Annotated in this window: 17 protein-coding genes; 5 read left to right on the top strand and 12 right to left on the bottom strand. The window is 42.2% G+C overall.

The features are described 5' to 3' along the window. Positions 1 to 313 precede the first annotated feature (313 nt). The 8 genes from I2483_RS10770 to I2483_RS10735 form a co-directional block, all read right to left on the bottom strand. Positions 314 to 1,792: a PH domain-containing protein gene (locus I2483_RS10770; RefSeq protein WP_207175795.1), complete on the bottom strand. Its 1,479-nt coding sequence runs from the start codon at positions 1,790 to 1,792 to the stop codon at positions 314 to 316. Further along, positions 1,785 to 2,264 carry a PH domain-containing protein gene (locus I2483_RS10765; RefSeq protein WP_207175792.1) on the bottom strand — a complete coding sequence of 160 codons (480 nt, stop codon included), beginning with the start codon at positions 2,262 to 2,264 and terminating at the stop codon, positions 1,785 to 1,787. Before I2483_RS10765 ends, I2483_RS10770 begins: the two co-directional genes overlap by 8 nt. A 250-nt stretch (positions 2,265 to 2,514) precedes the next feature. Further along, positions 2,515 to 4,044: a degradosome RNA helicase CshA gene (cshA, locus tag I2483_RS10760; RefSeq protein WP_275956072.1), complete on the bottom strand. Its 1,530-nt coding sequence runs from the start codon at positions 4,042 to 4,044 to the stop codon at positions 2,515 to 2,517. Between the two features lie 492 nt (positions 4,045 to 4,536). Next, positions 4,537 to 5,229, bottom strand: coding sequence for an alpha/beta hydrolase (locus I2483_RS10755; protein ID WP_207175790.1), 693 nt, complete (start codon positions 5,227 to 5,229; stop codon positions 4,537 to 4,539). Further along, positions 5,226 to 6,611, bottom strand: coding sequence for a UDP-N-acetylmuramoyl-tripeptide--D-alanyl-D-alanine ligase (locus I2483_RS10750; RefSeq protein ID WP_207175787.1), 1,386 nt, complete (start codon positions 6,609 to 6,611; stop codon positions 5,226 to 5,228). The genes I2483_RS10755 and I2483_RS10750 overlap by 4 nt, the downstream gene beginning before the upstream one ends. A gap of 12 nt (positions 6,612 to 6,623) precedes the next feature. Then, positions 6,624 to 7,694, bottom strand: a complete 1,071-nt coding sequence (locus I2483_RS10745) for a D-alanine--D-alanine ligase (RefSeq protein WP_207175785.1) — start codon at positions 7,692 to 7,694, stop codon at positions 6,624 to 6,626. An 82-nt stretch (positions 7,695 to 7,776) separates the two neighbouring features. Further along, positions 7,777 to 8,091: a DMT family transporter gene (locus tag I2483_RS10740; protein ID WP_207175783.1), complete on the bottom strand. Its 315-nt coding sequence runs from the start codon at positions 8,089 to 8,091 to the stop codon at positions 7,777 to 7,779. Continuing rightward, entirely contained in the window at positions 8,091 to 8,423 is a 333-nt protein-coding gene (locus tag I2483_RS10735) for an SMR family transporter (RefSeq protein ID WP_207175781.1), read from the bottom strand. Before I2483_RS10735 ends, I2483_RS10740 begins: the two co-directional genes overlap by 1 nt. A gap of 169 nt (positions 8,424 to 8,592) precedes the next feature. On the opposite strand from I2483_RS10735, the gene I2483_RS10730 reads away from it, so the two are divergent. Both I2483_RS10730 and I2483_RS10725 read left to right on the top strand, forming a co-directional pair. Continuing rightward, the gene (locus I2483_RS10730; RefSeq protein WP_207175779.1) at positions 8,593 to 9,780 is read left to right on the top strand and encodes an FtsW/RodA/SpoVE family cell cycle protein; all 1,188 of its coding nucleotides are present in this window, start codon (positions 8,593 to 8,595) and stop codon (positions 9,778 to 9,780) included. Between the two features lie 108 nt (positions 9,781 to 9,888). After that, complete coding sequence (locus I2483_RS10725) at positions 9,889 to 11,073, top strand: FtsW/RodA/SpoVE family cell cycle protein (protein ID WP_207175777.1); 1,185 nt, start codon at positions 9,889 to 9,891, stop codon at positions 11,071 to 11,073. A 102-nt stretch (positions 11,074 to 11,175) separates the two neighbouring features. On the opposite strand, the gene I2483_RS10720 is transcribed toward I2483_RS10725, so the two are convergent. Then, positions 11,176 to 11,316 (bottom strand): Lmo0850 family protein, encoded by a 141-nt coding sequence (locus I2483_RS10720; RefSeq protein ID WP_186672238.1) that lies wholly within the window; start codon positions 11,314 to 11,316, stop codon positions 11,176 to 11,178. A 720-nt stretch (positions 11,317 to 12,036) separates the two neighbouring features. Between I2483_RS10720 and I2483_RS10715 the strand changes: the two genes are divergently transcribed. Then, on the top strand, positions 12,037 to 13,212 hold the full coding sequence (locus tag I2483_RS10715; RefSeq protein ID WP_207175776.1) for an MFS transporter: 1,176 nt from the start codon (positions 12,037 to 12,039) through the stop codon (positions 13,210 to 13,212). An 83-nt stretch (positions 13,213 to 13,295) separates the two neighbouring features. On the opposite strand, the gene I2483_RS10710 is transcribed toward I2483_RS10715, so the two are convergent. Next, the gene (locus I2483_RS10710; protein ID WP_207175774.1) at positions 13,296 to 14,594 is read right to left on the bottom strand and encodes an MFS transporter; all 1,299 of its coding nucleotides are present in this window, start codon (positions 14,592 to 14,594) and stop codon (positions 13,296 to 13,298) included. 107 nt (positions 14,595 to 14,701) lie between these two features. Here I2483_RS10710 and I2483_RS10705 point away from each other — a divergent pair, with 107 nt between their 5' ends. Beyond that, complete coding sequence (locus I2483_RS10705; RefSeq protein WP_207175772.1) at positions 14,702 to 15,940, top strand: helix-turn-helix transcriptional regulator; 1,239 nt, start codon at positions 14,702 to 14,704, stop codon at positions 15,938 to 15,940. A 125-nt stretch (positions 15,941 to 16,065) separates the two neighbouring features. Here the strand turns inward: I2483_RS10705 and I2483_RS10700 are convergent, their stop codons facing one another. Beyond that, positions 16,066 to 17,391, bottom strand: a complete 1,326-nt coding sequence (locus I2483_RS10700; RefSeq protein WP_207175801.1) for an L-cystine transporter — start codon at positions 17,389 to 17,391, stop codon at positions 16,066 to 16,068. A gap of 233 nt (positions 17,392 to 17,624) precedes the next feature. On the opposite strand from I2483_RS10700, the gene cls reads away from it, so the two are divergent. Next, a complete protein-coding gene (gene cls, locus I2483_RS10695) occupies positions 17,625 to 19,076 on the top strand; it encodes a cardiolipin synthase (RefSeq protein ID WP_207175770.1) in 1,452 nt (483 codons plus the stop codon). Positions 19,077 to 19,251: 175 nt separating this feature from the next. On the opposite strand, the gene I2483_RS10690 is transcribed toward cls, so the two are convergent. Further along, positions 19,252 to 20,229, bottom strand: a complete 978-nt coding sequence (locus tag I2483_RS10690; RefSeq protein ID WP_255550396.1) for a D-alanyl-D-alanine carboxypeptidase family protein — start codon at positions 20,227 to 20,229, stop codon at positions 19,252 to 19,254. Between the last annotated feature and the right edge of the window lie 40 nt (positions 20,230 to 20,269).

Genomic DNA, 20,269 nt, shown 5'->3' with positions numbered 1-20,269 from the left:
CATGACCTACATCCTGTAGGCCCGCGACAGGCATAAGTCGATCCAGCGACGTGGCGCTCTTTGCCACATAGCTGGATTGCTTTCAAGGAACCCAACCTAAGTACGCCGCGTCCTGCGGCAACGGCTACATAACCCACATCCTGTGGGCCTCCGATCGGCTGGCGCCTGAAGCTAGACACAATTCTAAGTCAATAAACTTATACTTTCTTATCTTTAGTTAAAGAGCAGGTTATCCCTGCTCTTTTTTTGTTATCTTAACTGCAGTGCCTAGCCCCTCTGTTGCTTGCGCTTTTGTTCTACCACTAGAGGTGATTCAAGCATCCTTCTCATACCACGAAAGTAACTTCTCGGCTTCCGACTCTTCCATATGATGTACTTGTGCACTAAAAGTACTCATACCCGATTTGATGTTCGTCGCTATTGTTGCTACATTTTTGCGTTTATGGAAGTAACTTTGTTTCATTTCCATCGATTGAATTCTTTTTTTCATCAAGAATGCGGTCTGAAGGCTAAAGTTCCTAAATCGCATTGTCAGCTGATTACCTGAAATTCCGTACGCAGCTGAGCGGTGTTGCCATAATCCGAAGAGGATGATGATCGGTACGATAAGGAGTGACAATAATCCGTATGGAAAGAAAAAGTATATCAATGCGCCAATTGCAGGAATCATCCATAGAAAATCGATTCGATAGAAAAAGTGCTTGCCCCGTGCCGGCAGTTTTTTCGACGGCTCTTCAAGAATAAGATCCGGGAATATCTCTTTCAACGGTCCATAGATATCCGCTTTTTTTACCAAAGGAAATAAATTGATTTTCGCTCCTTCAACCCCGCCTCCCCCCGCACTATCAATTGCGACAGCCGCATAACCAAATAGTTGTCTAAAAGGATTCTCAATAATACGCACACTTTGAACCCTGTTCAATGGAACCGTCATCCGTTTTTTCTCAAGTAGACCACGCGTAATGACGATGTCTTCTTTTTCAAGCGATACATTAAAACCGTAATACGCCAGGAATGTCATAGCGACCGATATACCCCAAACGAGAACAAACCCTAAAAATACAGCAATCGTAACGATAAGTAGGCCGAATTTGATGAATCCCGAAATCTCTTCATACATCCATTCAAACGGAATCATTTCAGCGAATTGCGATAAGAAGATACCCACACCCGAAAAAATAATCCCAATTCCGCCCGATGTAGTAGCCAGGATAAGCAGACCTTTCGACGACATTGTAAAGACTGATTTCCTTTGCGGTTCTTCCACTGCTTGAATTACTTCTCTCAGCTCTCCATCTTCCTGCAAAACTGCCCTTTTCCCACTTTTAGCCGACTTTATTTCCTTTTCAATTCTACTTGCCGCCTCTTTCGTAATAGCGGTCAATTCCGCCTCAGACTTCTTCGAAGAGGAGCTGCCCGCTGTCTCCACTTTCACTTTGACAAGTTTGAAAGGTCGGTGCAAAATCCCTTCCGTATAATCAAGGCTTTGAATTCGGTCAAACGGAATATAGCGTTTCTTTTTCACAAACAACCCATACTCAATTCGGAGTTCATTGTCCTCGAACCAGTATTCGAAACGTTTCCACTTAATAATACCTGTTATGAAAAAAGCGATAGTGAGTACACCAAAAATAATGAAGGATAAATAATCCAAATACCATTTCCCAGACCCCACATCATTCAGTCCATTCGCAAACACGAGGACAATAATCGGTAGTATCGCTTCTTTTGCTGTTTTCAACACTTCAATAATCGCTGTGATCCAGTGTAATTTATAGCGCGTCTCAGACATCTTCTTCCGCCACCCTTGCAAGCGCTGATATCCTGCTCCGAAGTTCATCCGCCTCTTCCATCACAAGAGCAGGAATAGTATGATTCGTCGCTGCCGTGGAAATAGTGATTTCTGCCAAGTTATATTTTCGTAAAATCGGCCCTTGCGCAGTGTCTACGTGCTGAACACGCACCATTGGAATCAATGTCCGTTTGACGATAAAAATTCCATGTTGTAGCTCAATTTCTGATTCACGCACTTCATAACGCCATCGCATCCATCTAATTTTCGGAAATAAATAAATGAAAAAGTATGCAAATAGGATAACGACTACCGTAGCCACCGCGTATATCCAAAATTGACCTTCAAATATATAAGCCAATACCCCCGCACCAATTGCTACAAGTAAAAGGAATCCTGTTTCCATAATGCCGTATAATCTCCACACCTTTAATCCTTTTTCTGATATACGATTCATCGGTTGTTCCCTCATATGAACACCTCTTCCCTTCTACTTATTCTATACGATTAAGAACGTGAAATGTTTCAATTTTATGGATTGTTATTAACGTAGCTGAGAGTACGCTGTTTATTTTTCGTATGGTGTCGTTTTGTTTAGGGATTATGTTGCATACTATCAGCTTTACGTTGTCTAGTCCTCAAATTCCCTTAAGATTTTATGGCATACAAAAAAATCCGGGTAAGCGCTAATTGCGCTACCCGGATTTTGTAAGAATTCGTTATTAACGATCTGATTTAGTAGTACGTGAACGACTGCTGCTTTCTCTTCTAGCTCCGTCACGGCTACCACTTGGTGCGTTTCCGCCACTTCCACCACTACGACGAGCTCCGCCGCCGCCATAACCACGACCGCCGCCACCGCTTGATGGACGACCGCCACTACGGTTGCCTTTATAGCCACCGCCACCGCCGCCGCGAGAATTTCCGCGTGATGGCAATGGACGCTCTTCCGAAATCGATACAGGTACATCATTCGGTTCGCGCGTTAATGAACGAATTGCTGCTGCAACTAATTCTGTAGCGTCATACTTCTCAAGCATTTCAGCTGCAAGTTGCTTATAATCACTTAATCCGTTTTTGTTAACGATTTCTGTAAGTTGTTCTACAGCCACACGTTGCTGACCAACAATTGCTTCGTCAGAAGACGGTGGATTTAAAGGTGTCATTTGTTTTTTAGTTGTTTCTTCAACGATCCGTAGGTAACCCATTTCACGTGGTGTTACAAACGTAACTGCTACGCCACTTTTCCCTGCGCGTCCTGTACGACCGATACGGTGAACATAGCTTTCAGGATCTTGTGGAATGTCAAAGTTATAAACATGCGTTACTCCAGAAATATCGAGTCCACGTGCCGCAACGTCAGTTGCAACTAGGATATCAACTTTACCTTCTTTGAACTGCTTAAGGACTGACATTCGTTTAGCTTGCGTCAAGTCGCCGTGAATTCCTTCAGCAATGTATCCGCGGATACTTAGTGCATGTGAAAGTTCATCTACGCGACGTTTCGTACGTCCGAAGATAATTGCAAGTTCAGGTTGTTGAACGTTTAGCAAACGTGAAAGGATGTCGAATTTCTCGCGTTCTTGTGATTTCACGAAGAACTGTTCGATATTTTCAACAGTCATTTCTTTAGACTTGATTTTAACCATTTCCGGATTTTTCATGAACGTTTCTGCAATTTTGCGGATTGGTCCAGGCATTGTAGCCGAGAATAGAAGTGTTTGACGCTCAGACGGTACACTTGCAAGAATTGTGTTGATGTCTTCGATGAAGCCCATGTTCAACATTTCATCTGCTTCGTCAAGTACAAGTGTTTGTACACCATCTAATTTCAATGTTTTACGTTTGATATGGTCAAGAATACGTCCTGGCGTACCAACGATAATTTGTGGGTTATTGCGCAATGCACGGATCTGACGTCCGATTTCCTGTCCACCGTAAACAGAAAGAATGCGTACACGTTTGTCAGCACCAATTCTGTAGATTTCTTCAGAAACCTGAATAGCCAATTCGCGTGTTGGAGCAATTACAAGTGCTTGTACTGCAGTGTTTCTGATATCAACCTTTTCGATGATTGGAATACCAAATGCAGCTGTTTTACCAGTACCAGTTTGTGCCTGGCCGATAACGTCGCGACCTTCCATACCAAAACGGACAGTACCTTCTTGGATTGGTGTTGCTTCTTCAAACCCCATTTTAGATAGTGCGCGTTGTGTTGATTCACTGATGTTTAATTCTGAAAAATTAGTCAAACTTATCAATCTCCTTTGTTTTTTCATTTGACAATTGGTTACATTTGCAAATGAAGGCACGGCAAATTCGAGCCTGTTAAAAGGGAACGTTTCCGATATTTTGCATTCTCTATAGTATAAGTAGAGGTTATGGTTGAAAAGGAAAGCCCGGTCTTTGCCGAGCGGTTCGATCAACGGACTAATCGTCCAACTTATATGAGCAAACCGTTATATTCAAAAAAAAGTACCCTTCACTTACTGAAGAGTGCTACGTAAATGTATCCAATGTTCATCATAGTATACCACGGAAAAAAGCACTTCGCAATCAATCCGCTTAAGTAGTAATAATCAGATTACTCAAGGAAAAGCGGAAGCGGCCGCCTAGACGCGACAGGCATAAGTTGGACCTGCGAAGCGGCGTTCTTTGCCGCATAGCTGGTTCCACTTATGACCCGAGCGTCTGGCCGCTGGAGCTAGACATCGACGAAAAGCGGAAGCTTCACGTACCCGTGGTCAGTCCTCTCTCATAAACCGCAGCACTTCATTAAACCAATTGTCACAGTCATCGCTGTAACAGATATGATGCTTCCCAACAGGTGATTTTATGAATTCCTTTTTTTCGGAGCCAAGTTTTTTTAGTAAGTGTTCTGCGGCAGTAATTGGAACAATTCCGTCTTTCTCGCCCTGAACAATACATACAGGTGTTTTAATCAAACCATAATAAGGTTTGACGATGCTCACAATGCGTAAAAACTCGAACACGGCCCGCAGCGGCGTGTGCGTCATCTTGTACTCGTACAGATGATAAAATGAATTTGGTGGATATTTTGTCAGAAGCGGTTTTGCCAACATGATTCTCATTTCTTTCAGAAGAATGCGCGGACTTATATATTTTGCAGCCGCACTTAACAGTACAAGTTTATCGATTTTATACCGCAGCGAAAGATACATCGCAATCAGTCCACCCATCGAAAAGCCGACCACGATTACACGGTCGACTTCTTTCTGTAGCCTTTTAAGTGCAAGTTCAGCTTCCATCAGCCAAGAATCAGCGGACCCTTTTTGAAGATTGAGCGTGATGCCATGGCCCGGCAATGTCGGTATAGCTAACTGCCAGTTCGTTCTCACTTTCAGGAAATTCACAAGCGGTCTTACTTCTAGTGGACCTCCTGTAAAGCCGTGTATGAACAGCACGCCAGTTTTCATTTCCCGGCTCCTTTACCCATCAGATCTTCTAGAATATGTTCCAGTGCCATTCCGCGCGACCCTTTTAATAAGACAATTGAATCTTTACTTGTATATTCCCTAAGTGTGTCCACAATTGGCGTATAATCTTTTTCTGACCATAAAAGCCGCGTTTCCATGCCGCCATTTTCCAATTTATCATGTAGCCATTTCATGCGCGGCCCATAGAGCAGAATGCCTTCTAGCTTCATATTAGAAAGTTCATCGGCTAGATTTTCATGATAAACCTGTTCTTCATTACCCAGTTCTAACATATCAGCAAGTACAACCCATTTTTCTTTACGTAATCCTGTGTCCTCCATGAAAGCAAGCGCTGCACGCATTGATGTCGGTGCTGCATTATATGCATCATTAATGAACAGGGCACCAGTATCGACTTTAACCGGCTGCATACGCATATCCGTTAAGGACGCTTGGCGAAGTGATCCACGGATGTCATCGTCACTGATAGCTACTTCATTCGCAATAAGAATCGCAGCCAATGCGTTTTTCACTTGATGTGCGCCGTATACAGGGATTGTGAATTCTCCGTCTAGTAAGCCCGTGACCGTAAAGCGACTTCCTTCATCGCCAGATTCAATCTTTTCGAGTGACAACACCGTTTCTTTTTCGTAGCCAAATGAAATAGCTTGAACGGCAGATAGCTGATCCACAAGTCCTTGCAGAAGCGGTTCATCGCCGTCATAAAACAGTTTTCCGCCCTCTTGCAGTCCGTCGATTATTTCGAATTTTGCTTTGGCGATACCTGCACGTGATCCAAGATCCTGCATATGCGCTTCCCCGATATTCGTAATAACAGCAAAGTGCGGTTTCGCTAATTTCGATAAAAAGGAAATTTCTCCGAACCCGCTCATACCCATTTCCAAGATGGCGAACTCGGTATCTTCCTCAAGCGACAATATCGTGAGCGGTAATCCAAGTTCGTTATTATAATTGCCTTCCGTTTTTCGCACGTTAAAATACGGCGCCAAAACACTTGCAATTAAATCCTTTGTTGACGTTTTGCCATTCGAGCCTGTTATTCCAACGACTTTACAATGAAGCATCCCTCGGTAAACACGCGCCATTTCCTGAAGCGCCAACTCGGGATCCTCGACAAAAATTAGCGGTAAATTTGCAGGTGGATTCGGTTCATCTTTCATCCATAAAGATGCGACCGCGCCCTGTTTAATCGCTTGTTCTACATAAGCGTGACCGTTCACTTGTTCTCCGCGGAAAGGAATAAATAAATCTCCAGCTGATGCAGTTCGCGAATCAATGGACACACCCGTTGCGAATATGTCTTCTAAATTTTGGCCGGCCGCCTGTATCCAATCAGCGATTTCGGTTAACTTCCGTTTCACTTCAAATCACACTCAATCCATCGTATATTGTAATGTTTGCTTTTCTGCATGTCGTTCTAGCGCAAGTTCGATTAGCCTGTTGATTAATTCAGGATACGCTACACCTGTTTTCTGCCACAATAGCGGGAACATGCTTGTAGGCGTGAAACCTGGCATTGTATTCACTTCATTGATCAGCACTTCATTGTCCGCCGTAACAAAGAAGTCTGCACGGACAAGACCCGAACAGTCGAGCACTTTAAACGCACGGACAGCCATGTCTTCCATTGTCTTTTTAACTTCCTCAGTTACGGCTGCAGGAATGGCCAGCGTTGTGTTGCCATCTGTATATTTCGCTTCATAATCGTAAAATGCGGCGACAGGTTTGATTTCCCCCGACACTGAGCATAACGGTTCATCGTTGCCCATGACACTCATTTCGATTTCACGTGCAGTGACGCCTTGTTCAACGATGATTTTCCGGTCGAACTTCAGTGCTACATCCACTGCTTCGATTAAACCTTCACGGTCCGTCGCCATGCTGATGCCCACACTGGAACCAAGATTCGCAGGTTTTACGAACATCGGCCAGCCGAGCTCAGCTTCCATTTTGTCGATTAACTGTTGTTTACCTTTAACCCATCCAGTACGGATAAAATGGACATAAGGTACTTGTTTCAATCCAGCTTGCGCAAATAATTGCTTCATCACGACTTTGTCCATTCCTGCCGACGATGCAAGGACACCGTTACCAACGTACGGAACATTCATTACTTCAAAAAGCCCTTGAACCGTTCCATCTTCACCATTCGTTCCATGTAGAAGCGGGAAAACAACGTCCAAATCTCCTGTTTCTCCGTTCAAGAAATCATGGATACTATCTGACTTATTGCTGCCATCTCCATCAAGACGAAGCTCTTCAATCGTTTTCGCAGGGCATTCAAGTGATTCCCCTTTTCGCCACTCACCATCATACGTAATATAAACTGGAACTACTTCGTATTTATCAAAGTCAATCGCTTGCGTTACTGCCCTTGCAGTCGACAACGACACCTCATGTTCCGCTGACTTTCCGCCGTAGACCAATCCTAGTTTTTTCTTCATATTTTCCCCTCGCTATCTATTAGTTTCATTCCTTCAGTTTAACATGAACAGCTCACATTCATGATGAATTTATGTAAGTTATTCAACCAAACAACTTAAGTCCCGTAACTCCCGCAATGATGAAGGATAAAAACAGGAACTTTAGCGCACTTCGCTTTTCACGAAAAAAAACCATGCCAATTAGGACACTGCCCGCCGCACCGATTCCTGCCCAAACGGCATACCCTGTTCCGACGGGTAATTCTTTCATAGCGACTGACAATAAAAAGAAACTAAGTGCTGCTGTTAAAACAGTCAATGCAGTATATTTTTTATTTCGAAATCCTTCCGATAATTTCATCGTAATGACGAATGCCACTTCGAAAAGCCCTGCAATGATTAAAATTATCCAAGACATTATTCAGTCTCCCCCTGTCCATCAGCAAGTTTTAGTCCGACGATACCGACTAGCAGAAGGATTAGAAAAAACAGTTTACCAACACTGGCTCCTTCATTAAATAGGGCAATACCAACAATTGCTGTTCCAGCCGCACCTATCCCCGTAAAAATAGCATATGCAGTGCCAATGGGTATTGTCTCCATTGCTTTCGCGAACAGGAAAAAGCTAACTATGATGAAAACAAGCGTTACTATTGAAGGGAGAAGGACCGTGAAGCCCTGCGCTTCTTTTAATCCAATCGCCCAAATGATTTCAGTCATGCCTGCTATCAGTAAATAAACCCATGCCACAAAGAAAATCCTCTCTCATAACAATGTTAATAGCCCATAATTTTAGCACGTTCATCTTTCTAGGGGCAACTTCACAGCAGTCAAGGCGTCCAATATGAGGAAATGCATCCTCGACTCGGATGAGCTATACTTAAGAATGCTAGATTAGATGAAGATAAGGTGACATAAAATGAAATTAACAAACAAGAAAGTTGATTACTTCGACTGGACACTTGCCTTTATTTTATTGCTATTTTGCATTATAAGCACATTTACAATCGCTTCCGCTCAGACATCCGGGCAGTATTCGATTAACTTTGTACCTCTGCAAATTAGATGGTATGTCGTAGGCGCATTCATTATTGCTATGGCTATGCATCTGGAACCTGAACAATATAAAAAGATGGCATGGTACTTATATGGACTCGGAGTTTTCCTTCTTGTCTTTCTCTTTTTAGCTCCTGGAGGAGATGGACAAATTGCTGAAATACGGCTCGGCGCGAAGAGATGGCTTCACCTTCCAGTTATCGGAACAATCCAGCCCTCTGAATTCATAAAAACGTTCTTCATCCTGGGAATGGCGCGTATGGTAAGTACTCATAATGAAAAGTTTGGGGAAAGAACAATAAAAACAGATTTTTTCCTTCTTGGAAAAATTATGGTTGTCCTTCTTCTGCCACTTGCCTTTATTGTGAAACAACCGGACCTAGGCACTTCTTTAGTATTTATGGCAATCACGGCCGCTATCATTATCGTGGCAGGAATTTCATGGAGAATTCTGTTGCCACTTTTCGCTGTGACCGCTACAATCGGCGGGGGTTTATTATGGATGGCCCTTTATGCGCAAGACTTCATGGAAGACACACTTGGCTTTTCCCGTTATCAGTTCAAAAGAGTTTATTCATGGCTCGACCCGTATTCTTACCCTTCTGATGAGGGCTATAATCTTTTAACATCAATGACAGCTATCGGTTCCGGTGGAATCAATGGAAAAGGTTTTCAAAGTCGCGAAGTGTATATTCCTGAAAATCATACCGATTTCATATTCGCTGTTATCGGAGAGGAATATGGATTCATAGGCGCCAGTCTCGTAATTATATTGTTTTTCATCCTTATTTATCATTTAACACGCGTGGCACTTGAATTAAAAGATCCATTTAGTGTGTATGTTTGTACAGGAATTATTGCCTTGATCACGTTCCATGTATTTGAAAACATAGGTATGACAATCCAGTTACTCCCAATAACCGGAATACCTCTACCATTCATCAGTTATGGCGGTAGTTCACTTATGAGTAATATGCTCGCAATCGGTCTGGTTTTCAGTATGAAGTTCCACCATCGGACGTACATGTTCGACTCTGATGACGAAAGTTGATTGGGTGATTTCATTGAACAATAATAAAAAGAAACCATCGTCTCCTCTTTCCGTTATACTAGAAGTATAGAAAGTAATCCTATTTTAGTGGAATTAAGGTGACTATATATGAAAATACCTAATAAACCCGCAGATCGTTTTGACTGGACGCTCGCATTTATCCTGCTGCTATTTTTCCTTGTCAGTTTGTTTGCGATTGCTTCGGCTCAGACGACCGGCCAATACACCATAAACTTCGTCCCCTCACAAATTCAATGGTACTTCATTGGATGTGTCATTATCGCCATCACGATGTTTTTAGAACCTGAACAATATAAGAAAGCCGCCTGGATTATTTACGGCGGCGGCGTTTTCATTTTAGCACTTCTCTTCATACTTCCCGATGGTATGAAATTAGTTGAACCAAGGAATGGAGCGAAAAGCTGGTTCCATATTCCTGGCATTGGTAGCATTCAGCCCGCGGAGTTTATGAAAACATTTTTCATCATCGGTATGGCACGTATGATTACGGTGCATCACGAAAAGTTCGTTAAGAAAACATTGAAGACTGACTTTTTTTTACTTGGAAAAATAATTGCTATTCTATTCCTACCGTTTCTTTTCATTATGATGCAGACCGATTTAGGAACAGGACTCGTCTTCATCGCAATTACAGCAGTGTTCATTGTGGTCTCCGGCATGACATGGCGAATCATTTTGCCTGTATTCGCAGGTACCGCGACGATTGGGGCCCTATTGTTGTGGATGGCACTTTACGCGCAGGATTTTCTTCAGAACAAAATGGGCTTTAAACTTTACCAATTCGAACGAATTTATTCATGGATTGATCCTTATTCCTATTCTTCGAATGAAGGACGTCATCTAATTACGTCACTCAATGCAATTGGATCAGGAGAAATTTTCGGAAAAGGTTATAAAGGCCGCGAAGTGTACGTCGCAGAAAGCCATACCGATTTTATTTTTACAACAATTTCGGAAGATTGGGGATTCATCGGAGCGAGCTTGGTCATTTGCTTGTACTTTTTCCTCATTTATCATTTGACTAAAATTACACTTGAATTGAAAGATCCGTTCAGTACATATATATGTGCTGGTATCATCGCAATGATAACGTTCCACGTATTTGAAAACATTGGAATGACGATTCAACTACTCCCGATTACAGGCATCCCACTGCCATTCATCAGTTATGGCGGTAGTTCACTGATGGGGAATATGCTCGCGATTGGATTGGTATTCAGTATGAAATACCATCATAGGACGTATATGTTTAGTTCGGATGAAGATAAATAAAGAAATACGGCTGTCGCCTGGAGTTTAGACACCTACACAAGACAAAAAAGCTTTGACGGGAAAATCCGTCAAAGCTTTTTTGTCTACATACTATCACTTTCTTTATTGAGATTGAATTTGTGGGGCTTGTGCAAGTGGCGCAAGGGCTTTCAGCATTTCCAGACGGGATTTCGTCATCGTAGCCGAAACACCCAACTTCGCCAAGTTGGAGATGATCGTTTTCAAATCAACTTCTTTAGCCATCGTTTCCACCTCGACCTTTCTATTAGTTCTAGACGAATACGCATCAGTAAAGTTTCGTTCCATAGGTAAAGTTAATCTTCAATCAGAGGGGGGTTCTTTCTCCCCCACTGATTGTTTAAAGAACTTAGGCTAAGTGCGCCACGCCCAGTGGCAAAGCCTAAGTAACCAACAGGGAGGAATGAACTGCAATTCCTCCTGTTGACCCTAACCATTCGGGCTTTTACGGGCAGTTGATCCCCCACTTTTTCTTCTCGTGTCCTTAAAGACTTGAAGTGTGGGCTTACTGCCTGTTAATGCGGGATAAATGTCTTTCTATTTTTCTCATACTACAATCATACCACTCCTGTCCACTTTTTAATCTTTCATTATTGTTACAGTTGTTAACTTTTTGTAAATGTTTCATACATCGGTGGAGGTAATTTGATAAAAAATCTATTTTCGGTTGAGTTTTTGGGAAGAATGTAATTTTTTTAGGGGTGGTGTTGTTTACTTTCGGGATATCGTTGTATACTTTCCGCTTGTAGTTGTCTACTTCGAGCAATATGTCGTGAACTCCTAGTAGCGTTGTTTACTTCGTGCGATCCGTTGTGAACTTTCAAACGAACGTTGTTTTCTTCCCACTGAACGTTTTGAACTTACCACCTCCCCCCTTTTAATTGTCTGATTAGCATGCGTGGGGGTAGAATGAGTATATTGATTTAGTCGAAAGTGGGTTTAAATATGAAAAGAGCAATCCTTCTACTTATGTCCGTACAATTTTTCGTTTATCTTGGATTCGGTATCATAATTCCGATTCTTCCTGAGGTTATCTTGCAGCAAGGATTATCCGAGGTGCATGTTGGTGGATTGTTGACTGTTTACGCACTTGCATCCTTCTTTACTGCACCGCTGTGGGGGGCTTTGTCAGACCGAACCGGAAGAAAAAAACTCATTTTAATAGGACTTATTGGCTTCAGTCTTAGTTTCTTCCTATTTGCTTTGTTCATCGAGAACTTACCGCTCTTATATGCGTCACGCGTTGTGGGGGGAGTATTCTCCGGTGCACTTTACACCGCCGTTACTGGATTCGTTGCAGATATGACGGATGAAGAAAACCGCAATAAATATATGGGACTGCTTGGTATGTCGATTGGACTTGGTTTTATTTTTGGACCAGCAATCGGCGGTGTACTTGGTAATGTCAGTCTTCAATTACCATTCATTGCTTCTGGTACTTTAACAGTACTTCTTATGATTTATGCGGGAATTATTTTGAAAGAACCGGAACGACGCGGTGAGGCGAATAAACGTGCACTCCTTCCCAAAGGCGGGGCTATGCTTTGGCAATATCGTATTCGCTATCTATTTCTATTCTCGTTCATGGTGACATTTCTTCTTGCTGGGCTTGAATCGACGTTCCAACTGTTCCAAATCTCAAAAATCGAGATCACACCACTTCAGCTCGGTTACTTGTTTATGGCTAGTGGTTTTGTCGATGCTGCAATTCAAGGCGGTGTCGTCCGTCGTGTGAAAAACGGAACGGAAACGAAATGGATTATCGGGGCACAGATTGTTACAGCACTTGGACTTTTCCTTATTCCATTTTCATCAAGTCTCTTCTGGGCTGGCTTCGCGTTAAGCGTCTTCACTGCTGGTAATGCACTTTCACGAACAGTACTCGTTTCATTAACAACAAAAGAATCTGGCGGGAAATACGGAACGGCTGCCGGTATGACGTATTCCATGGACAATATGGGACGCATCATTGGTCCACTATTATTCACATGGATTTTCACGCAAGAAGCCGGCAATATGTATTTCATTTCCGCGATTCTTGCAGTTCTATCTATAGCGTTGATTTTCGCGTTTAGAAAGTCTGCTAAATCGTTGCGGAGTTTCGAAGCAGCCGCTAAATAATTATCGTCAATACAAAAGGCAACCTTTCTAAAATTGATGAAAGGTTGCCTTTACTATTTCACACAAAAAAGCAATGTGAATAATTATTCCGAAACAACCTCCGCCTTCACTACTTTTGAATCCCCTAGTTCAGGATGCGCCTTTCGTACAACAGAAGGTCTTGCAAGGAATAGAACTGCGCCAATTAACAATAGGCTTGATCCAATGAGAATCCACTGTGCCGGAAATATATCGTATAAGAATCCGTAAATAACTACTCCAAGGGGCATAAGCGCCATCGACATTGTTTCTAGGATTGAAAATACACGCCCTTTATAATCATCGTCAATCATTTTCTGCATCATCACTTGCATGGGCGTATTAACTATAATCATTATTGCTCCAAAGCTGAACATGATGAACACGTAAAAACCAAACATAAAACCATATTGCATAGGTATTAATAGGGGCAGTGCAACGCTTGCCATAATGGCACCCATTCCAAGAATGCCGCGCTTTGAGACAAGTAAGGGATACTTCACTTCTTTTCGCATTGATAAATAGATGGATAGCAGCAGCATTCCCACTGCGAATGCACCTTCCGTTAATCCGAAATGCGTAGAAACCATCTTCATTTTTTCAATAAGTATGAAGGAATAACCAACTAAGAATGCACCAAATAGGAAGTTGATGAACAAGGCAATCCAGATGAGCGTAATGAGAATCGGCTGTAGTTTTAAATAGACCAACCCCGCTTTCATACTTTGTAGCATCGATTCCTTCGGTTCCCCAACTATACCTTCTTTACGTTTCGCAAATAACTTGAAATTCATCGTTGATTCAAGAAAAACCCCAATAATCGAAGCAGTCATATACATTATGAGAAATACTGGCATTGAGACTGTTCCGTACAATAAACCGCCTACCGCAGGGCTTCCGATTGCCGCAAATGAAATAGACATCTGATTCAAAGACATCGCTTTTTGAATCCGTCCTTCATCAACTAGCCCCGTAATCGAAGAACTGAACGTCACGCCCGAAAATGTCGATGTAATTGATAAAACAACTGTTGTCGCATAGATTGCAACTAGGGATAAACCTGAACTCAGACTGACGAGCAAGAGCCCCCCTATCGCAAAAGTTGAAGCGATTTGTGCTGTAATAACGATTGTCTTTCTTGAATACTTATCTGCCGCATAGCCCGCAAAAGGAGCAATAAGCGTCCTCGGTAATAGGCTACATATGAGGTTCATCGCAAAACTTGTCGCTGATCCAGTCACTTGTAAAATATAAAAACTAATTGCAAAAGCGTAAACTTGTGAGCCAAATGAAGAAATAAGCTTGCTGATCGTGAACGTCCATAGATGGTAGGTCGCCTTTTTAAGCTTCAAAACGTCTTCCATAAAAACACCCCATTCCACATTGTTTAATTTGATTAAACAAATAATAACACGCTACCCCTTCCATTACAAGTGGAAGTTTAATATAATTAAACTTTATGATGAAAGTAATGGAGGTGTGTCTTATCGAAACGTTAGGTGAGCGAATACGTAAATTACGAAAACAACAGAAACTTACGTTGGAAGCGTTGGCGGGTAATGATCTGACAAAAGGTATGCTGAGCCTTATTGAGAACAATAAGGCCAATCCTTCGATGGAAAGCCTATCTTATATAGCGGAAAGACTTGGTGTGGAAGTGGTGGAGTTACTGGAAGAAGTGAGTACACAGGAATTAAGGGAAGTGTTGGACCAGGCCGAAAAACTGTATCATACCAAATTCGACGAAGTAACGGATGAATACGAACAGCTCATCGCCTTAGTTGAACCGTATGTTCCCAAGCTGTCGCAAGGCTATGAAGCGGCGCGTTTACTAGAAATGTACAGTCGTAGCCTATTTCGTGTAAAAAAAGAAGGTTGGCAAACCAATTCTGACAAGGCAGCCAGTATCTACGAAGAGATGAATATTATTCCACGCCGCGTCGACATCGGGATTTTTCGAGCGATGGTTAAATTTACAGCACATGATTATGCCGGCTCGCTAAAAATTATGCTACAGGAGCGTTCTGAAATCGAAATGAATCACGCATTCATTGATCCGATGACAAGAATCGACCTTGACTACCATGAAGCAATTCTTCATTATGCCGTGGGGGATACGGAATCGGCGAAACGGGTTATGGAAAATGCTATCGACTTTTCCAAGGAAAAGCGGGTTTTTTATAATATCGATAGTCTATATCGGCTCGCCGCTATCCATGCGATGATGTCATTTGACGAAGAGAAGACATGGTTTTACTCAAAAAAACTCGAGCTGTACGGCCAATTTGCTGAGGATGAAGAAGCTTTCTTCTTTACAAAGTTTCTGAAAGTCCATCATCTGAATTCCTACAAGCAGGCTTACGGTGAAGCTTTGCGTTTCCTAAAACCTTATATCAAAGAGCATGAAAAGGCCAAGGGTCACAGTCCATATCTTTGTTTGGAAAAAGGCAAAGCCCTTCATGGATTACAACGATACGATGAAGCTCTCGACTCCCTTGAAAAAGTAGTGATTGCAAACTATATTCACCACCCACTTGATCTGTCCATTTTCTATGAAGCTGATGCGTATATCGCTCGTTGCCACTTAGAATTAGGGAATAAAGAAGAGGCTATACGTTATGCTGAAAAAGCATTAGCCAATATTTCTGCTATGCCACATACCCCTTACAAAGATTTCATTACGGAAACATACAAAATGATTACAAAATAAAAATACCGCAGAAGACTAGGACGTCTTCCACGGTATTTTTTTATTATATGATTGGTCGTAGCGAAATATGATTGGTCAAGCAAGCTATATAATCGCTCCATCACATTTTATTGTCGCTTGACGACTTATACTTCCGCCGTCTGTTTTTCAAGTGGAGCATTGTACATATCTTTATCCAGTTCGCCTGTCACACGTGCAGTCGTAACACCGGCTGTCATAGAACCACTGACATTCAATGCAGTACGACCCATGTCAATTAGCGGTTCTACTGAAATCAGTAGTCCTGCTAATACAACCGGCAAGTTAAGTGCGGATAGAACAAGGATGGCAGCGAATGTTGCCCCTCCGCCAACTCCTGCAACTCCGAATGAGCTGATTGCCACAATAGCGATCAATGTAATGAGGAATGTTGGCTCAAGTGGGTTCTGCCCTACTGAAGGTGCAATCATCACTGCAAGCATCGCAGGGTAGATTCCAGCGCAACCATTTTGACCGATTGATAAGCCGAATGAGCCTGCAAAGTTGGCAATACCATCAGGCACACCGAGACGATTCGTCTGTGTATCGATGTTTAGCGGAAGTGTTCCTGCACTTGAACGTGATGAGAAGGCGAACAGTAAAGCTTCCCCTGCTTTTTTCACGTAAGTTATTGGGTTTAATCCCGACAGCGTAATAATGATTAAATGAATACCGAACATGACCAAGATAGCTACATAGGAAGCAAGTACGAACTTACCTAAACTATAGATAGCGCCAAAGTCAGACGTCGCTACGGTGGTCGCAATAATTGCTAAAATACCGTATGGAGTCAAGCGCAAGACAATCTTTACAACTCCCATGATTAAAGAATATACCGCATCGATTCCTTTTTTCACTGTAGCCGCATTTTTTTCATCTCTTCTCGTAAGTGTCAAATAGGCAAATCCAAGAAATGCAGCAAAGATAACTACACCAATCGTTGATGTCGGACGTGCACCAGTGAAATCAAGGAACGGGTTTGCAGGTAACAAGTCAATCAACTGATCCGGTAACGTACGGTCTGCAATTCCTGCCGAACGTTCTTCTATGGAAGCGCCGCGTGCAAGTTCAGCTTCGCCTTGCACAATTTCAGATGCATCAAGACCGAAGAGAAGTGTAACAGAAATCCCGATAACTGCAGCGATTGCTGTTGTTCCGATAAGAAGACCTAATATCAATCCGGCCATCTTACCAAAGTTCTTGCCAATCGTTATTTTCGTGAATGCCCCAAGGATTGAAATGAAAACGAGTGGCATAACTATCATTTGAAGTAATTTAACATAACCTGTTCCTATTAAGTTAAACCACGGTATAGATTCCTTCAATACTGCTGAATCCGTACCATATGCAAAGTGTAAAATAAGTCCGTATGCAATCCCAAGCCCCAGCCCGGTAAATACACGTTTTGAAAACGAAACCTTTTTGCGGTGCATAGTATATAGTATACCAACGAGCAAGAGCAACCCGGCAATGTTCAGAATAAGTAATAATGTATTCACTTTTTTTCCTCCTACGTTTTTAGATAAGTGTATAGCTTTAATTACACTTTAAACCACCAATGTCTATCAGTCAAGTAGGTTTTATCTTAACTACCACTGTTACCTTCTTTTTTCTAAGTCTTCCGTTATACTAGTAAGATAAGCATTATATGTAAAGGAGGCCGCTTATGACTCAACTAATCAGCATTTCGGTGACGGCAGTTTTTATCTTAAATATATTTCTCGCGATTGCCCTTATCTTTCTCGAAAGAAGAGATCCCACATCGACCTGGGCATGGCTCCTCGTCATATTTTTCATCCCATTTTTCGGTTTCTTCATCTATCTTTTACTCGGCAGACAATTGAGAGAAAAACATCTTTTCCGATGGGAAGGACGCAGTAAAATTGGTATCGATCAATTGATCGATTATCAAATTGAAGCAATAGAAGAAGATACCCTCGAATTCAGGCTAGATGATACAGCTCACTACAAGGACATGATTTACCTTCACCTCAGGAATAACCACGCTGTCTTGACGCAAGACAATGATGTTCAGGTTTTCAACGATGGCGCAGCTAAATTTGACGCACTTATTCATGACCTCGAGCAAGCAAAAGATCATATACATTTTCAGACTTACATTTTCAAATTGGATACCCTTGGAACTAGGATACTAAACGTATTAATCCAAAAAGCGAAGCAAGGTGTAAAAGTACGTTTGCTGTTCGATGATATCGGTTCGCGAGGACTTCGCAAGAGGCATTTAAAAGAACTAATCGCTAACGGAGGGGATGTTGAAGCATTTTTTCCAGCTACCATGCCACTTATCAATCCCCGTATGAATTTCAGGAATCACCGGAAGATTGTTGTTATCGACGGTCGGATTGGTTATGTCGGCGGCTTCAATGTCGGCGATGAATATTTGGGACTGAACAAGAAGTTTGGCTATTGGCGCGATACACATCTGCGGATTGAAGGCAGTGCAGTGCACCCGCTACAGACAAGGTTTATATTGGACTGGAACCAAGCATCCGAGAAAAATGATATCGAATATGCAGAACGCTTTTTCCCTGCTATCCCACGAAAAGGTTCAGTAGGTATGCAAATCGTTACAAGTGGACCTGACTCTGAATGGGAACAGATTAAAGATGGATATTTGAAAATGATTTTCATTGCGAAAAAGTATATTTATATTCAAACGCCTTATTTTATCCCTGACGTTAGTTTCCTGGACGCTCTGCGCATTGCCTGCCTTTCAGGGGTCGATGTACGAATAATGATTCCAAACAAGCCTGACCACATGTTTGTTTACTGGGCAACGTACTCGAATGTTGGTAAATTGTTAAAGGCAGGTGCAAAAGTTTATATTTATGAAAACGGCTTCTTGCATACAAAGCAAATTGTCGTCGATGATGAACTGTCAACTGTCGGAACTGCCAATATCGATGTACGCAGCTTCAAATTAAATTTCGAAGTCAATGCCTTCATTTATGACCGTGAAAAATCACATGAATTAGCAGAACTGTTCGAACATGATATGCAATTATCGACCGAATTAACCTATGAAATGTACTTGGCACGTTCACAAACCATTAAAATAAAAGAATCGATTTCACGATTGCTTTCGCCGATACTATGAAAAACTAAAGCGCAAGCGCCTGTCACAAATGAATGCAGCCAAAGTACGCTGCGTCCTGCGGCAACGGCTGCGGGCCTCCAAAACTTAGGTGACGGAGTCTAGATGTAAACAAAAGGGACGCACCGCTAATACGGTACGTCCCTTTTGTATATGGAAATTCAAGTCGTCTATGCGTTTATTGAACCCCTAAATATTCTTCTAACGTTAGATTTCGTTTGAAGATTTCATCTGCAACTTCAATACCAACATAACGAAAATGCCAAGACTCATGCATATACCCCGTAACCTGTTCTTTCCCCTTTGGATAGCGCATAACGAAACCGAATCGGTGAGCATTTGCTGCCACCCATTTTCCCGCTTCCGTTTCCCCAAATGATGATGAAGCATAATGCTGTTCAAAATTCACTTCTCCTATGTCGAACGCGAGCCCCGTTTGGTGTTCTGAATAGCCCGGGCGTGCACTGTACGTATCTGCCGCTTCTTTACCATCACGGGCAACATATCTTTCGTAAAGTGTCGTCTGGTATTCAAACGAACGATAGGTGCTAAATGCATAGAGATTAAAATCTGCAAGTTTCGCTTCCGCCGCCATTCTTTCAAATGCCCCACGCGCTTTTTTATCTTCTCCGGGTGCATAAGTCGTTGGAAGAGGATATTTTTTATTGGCAAGTAAAATCCCTTTTACAAACTTCGGTTCTATAGGGAGCACCTGACCTTCGATATATCCTCCGTTATCAATCGTTGGAGTCGGTTTCACCTCGGTGCTAGATCCTGCACCGTTGTTTTTAGCGGGTTTTGATGGCGGAGTTTTTTGCTCAGTTGGTTTCTGTTCAGGCATAACCTCCTGCACTTTCCCGGGTTCATCCTCTTCTTTCGTTACCTCAGCGTCCGGTTCTACTACTGATTCATCCGGTTGTTCTGCAATGCCTGGAAGTTCGATAGGCTCCGTTTCAGGGGTTGTATCCTCATTCGCAACAGACATACCAATGGCTTCCTGCCCTTTTTTAATACTTTTTTCTACGTCCCAGTCATTCATTCCGAGTCCAATTAGCAGACCCGTCATAATGACACCGGAAATAAGTAAAGTGATCGTTAAAGCTTTACCCTGTTTTTTCTTATTTTTTTTATTAGTATAGTTCCTTTTCTGTTTCATCAATAAGCCTACCTTCTCAATATATATCTATAGTCTACCA

This window comes from Sporosarcina sp. E16_3, assembly GCF_017347125.1.
GTDB lineage: Bacteria > Bacillota > Bacilli > Bacillales_A > Planococcaceae > Sporosarcina.
This window is presented reverse-complemented; position numbering and strand designations above follow the sequence as displayed.

Bases quoted from the DNA above. Each gene is read 5' to 3' on its own strand.
- I2483_RS10770 (WP_207175795.1), bottom strand. From the start codon at position 1,792: ATGTCTGAGACGCGCTATAAATTACACTGGATCACAGCGATTATTGAA.
- I2483_RS10765 (WP_207175792.1), bottom strand. From the start codon at position 2,264: ATGAGGGAACAACCGATGAATCGTATATCAGAAAAAGGATTAAAGGTG.
- I2483_RS10755 (WP_207175790.1), bottom strand. From the start codon at position 5,229: ATGAAAACTGGCGTGCTGTTCATACACGGCTTTACAGGAGGTCCACTA.
- I2483_RS10745 (WP_207175785.1), bottom strand. From the start codon at position 7,694: ATGAAGAAAAAACTAGGATTGGTCTACGGCGGAAAGTCAGCGGAACAT.
- I2483_RS10740 (WP_207175783.1), bottom strand. From the start codon at position 8,091: ATGTCTTGGATAATTTTAATCATTGCAGGGCTTTTCGAAGTGGCATTC.
- I2483_RS10730 (WP_207175779.1), top strand. From the start codon at position 8,593: ATGAAATTAACAAACAAGAAAGTTGATTACTTCGACTGGACACTTGCC.
- I2483_RS10725 (WP_207175777.1), top strand. From the start codon at position 9,889: ATGAAAATACCTAATAAACCCGCAGATCGTTTTGACTGGACGCTCGCA.
- I2483_RS10720 (WP_186672238.1), bottom strand. From the start codon at position 11,316: ATGGCTAAAGAAGTTGATTTGAAAACGATCATCTCCAACTTGGCGAAG.
- I2483_RS10715 (WP_207175776.1), top strand. From the start codon at position 12,037: ATGAAAAGAGCAATCCTTCTACTTATGTCCGTACAATTTTTCGTTTAT.
- I2483_RS10710 (WP_207175774.1), bottom strand. From the start codon at position 14,594: ATGGAAGACGTTTTGAAGCTTAAAAAGGCGACCTACCATCTATGGACG.
- I2483_RS10705 (WP_207175772.1), top strand. From the start codon at position 14,702: ATGGAGGTGTGTCTTATCGAAACGTTAGGTGAGCGAATACGTAAATTA.
- I2483_RS10700 (WP_207175801.1), bottom strand. From the start codon at position 17,391: ATGCACCGCAAAAAGGTTTCGTTTTCAAAACGTGTATTTACCGGGCTG.
- cls (WP_207175770.1), top strand. From the start codon at position 17,625: ATGACTCAACTAATCAGCATTTCGGTGACGGCAGTTTTTATCTTAAAT.
- I2483_RS10690 (WP_255550396.1), bottom strand. From the start codon at position 20,229: ATGAAACAGAAAAGGAACTATACTAATAAAAAAAATAAGAAAAAACAG.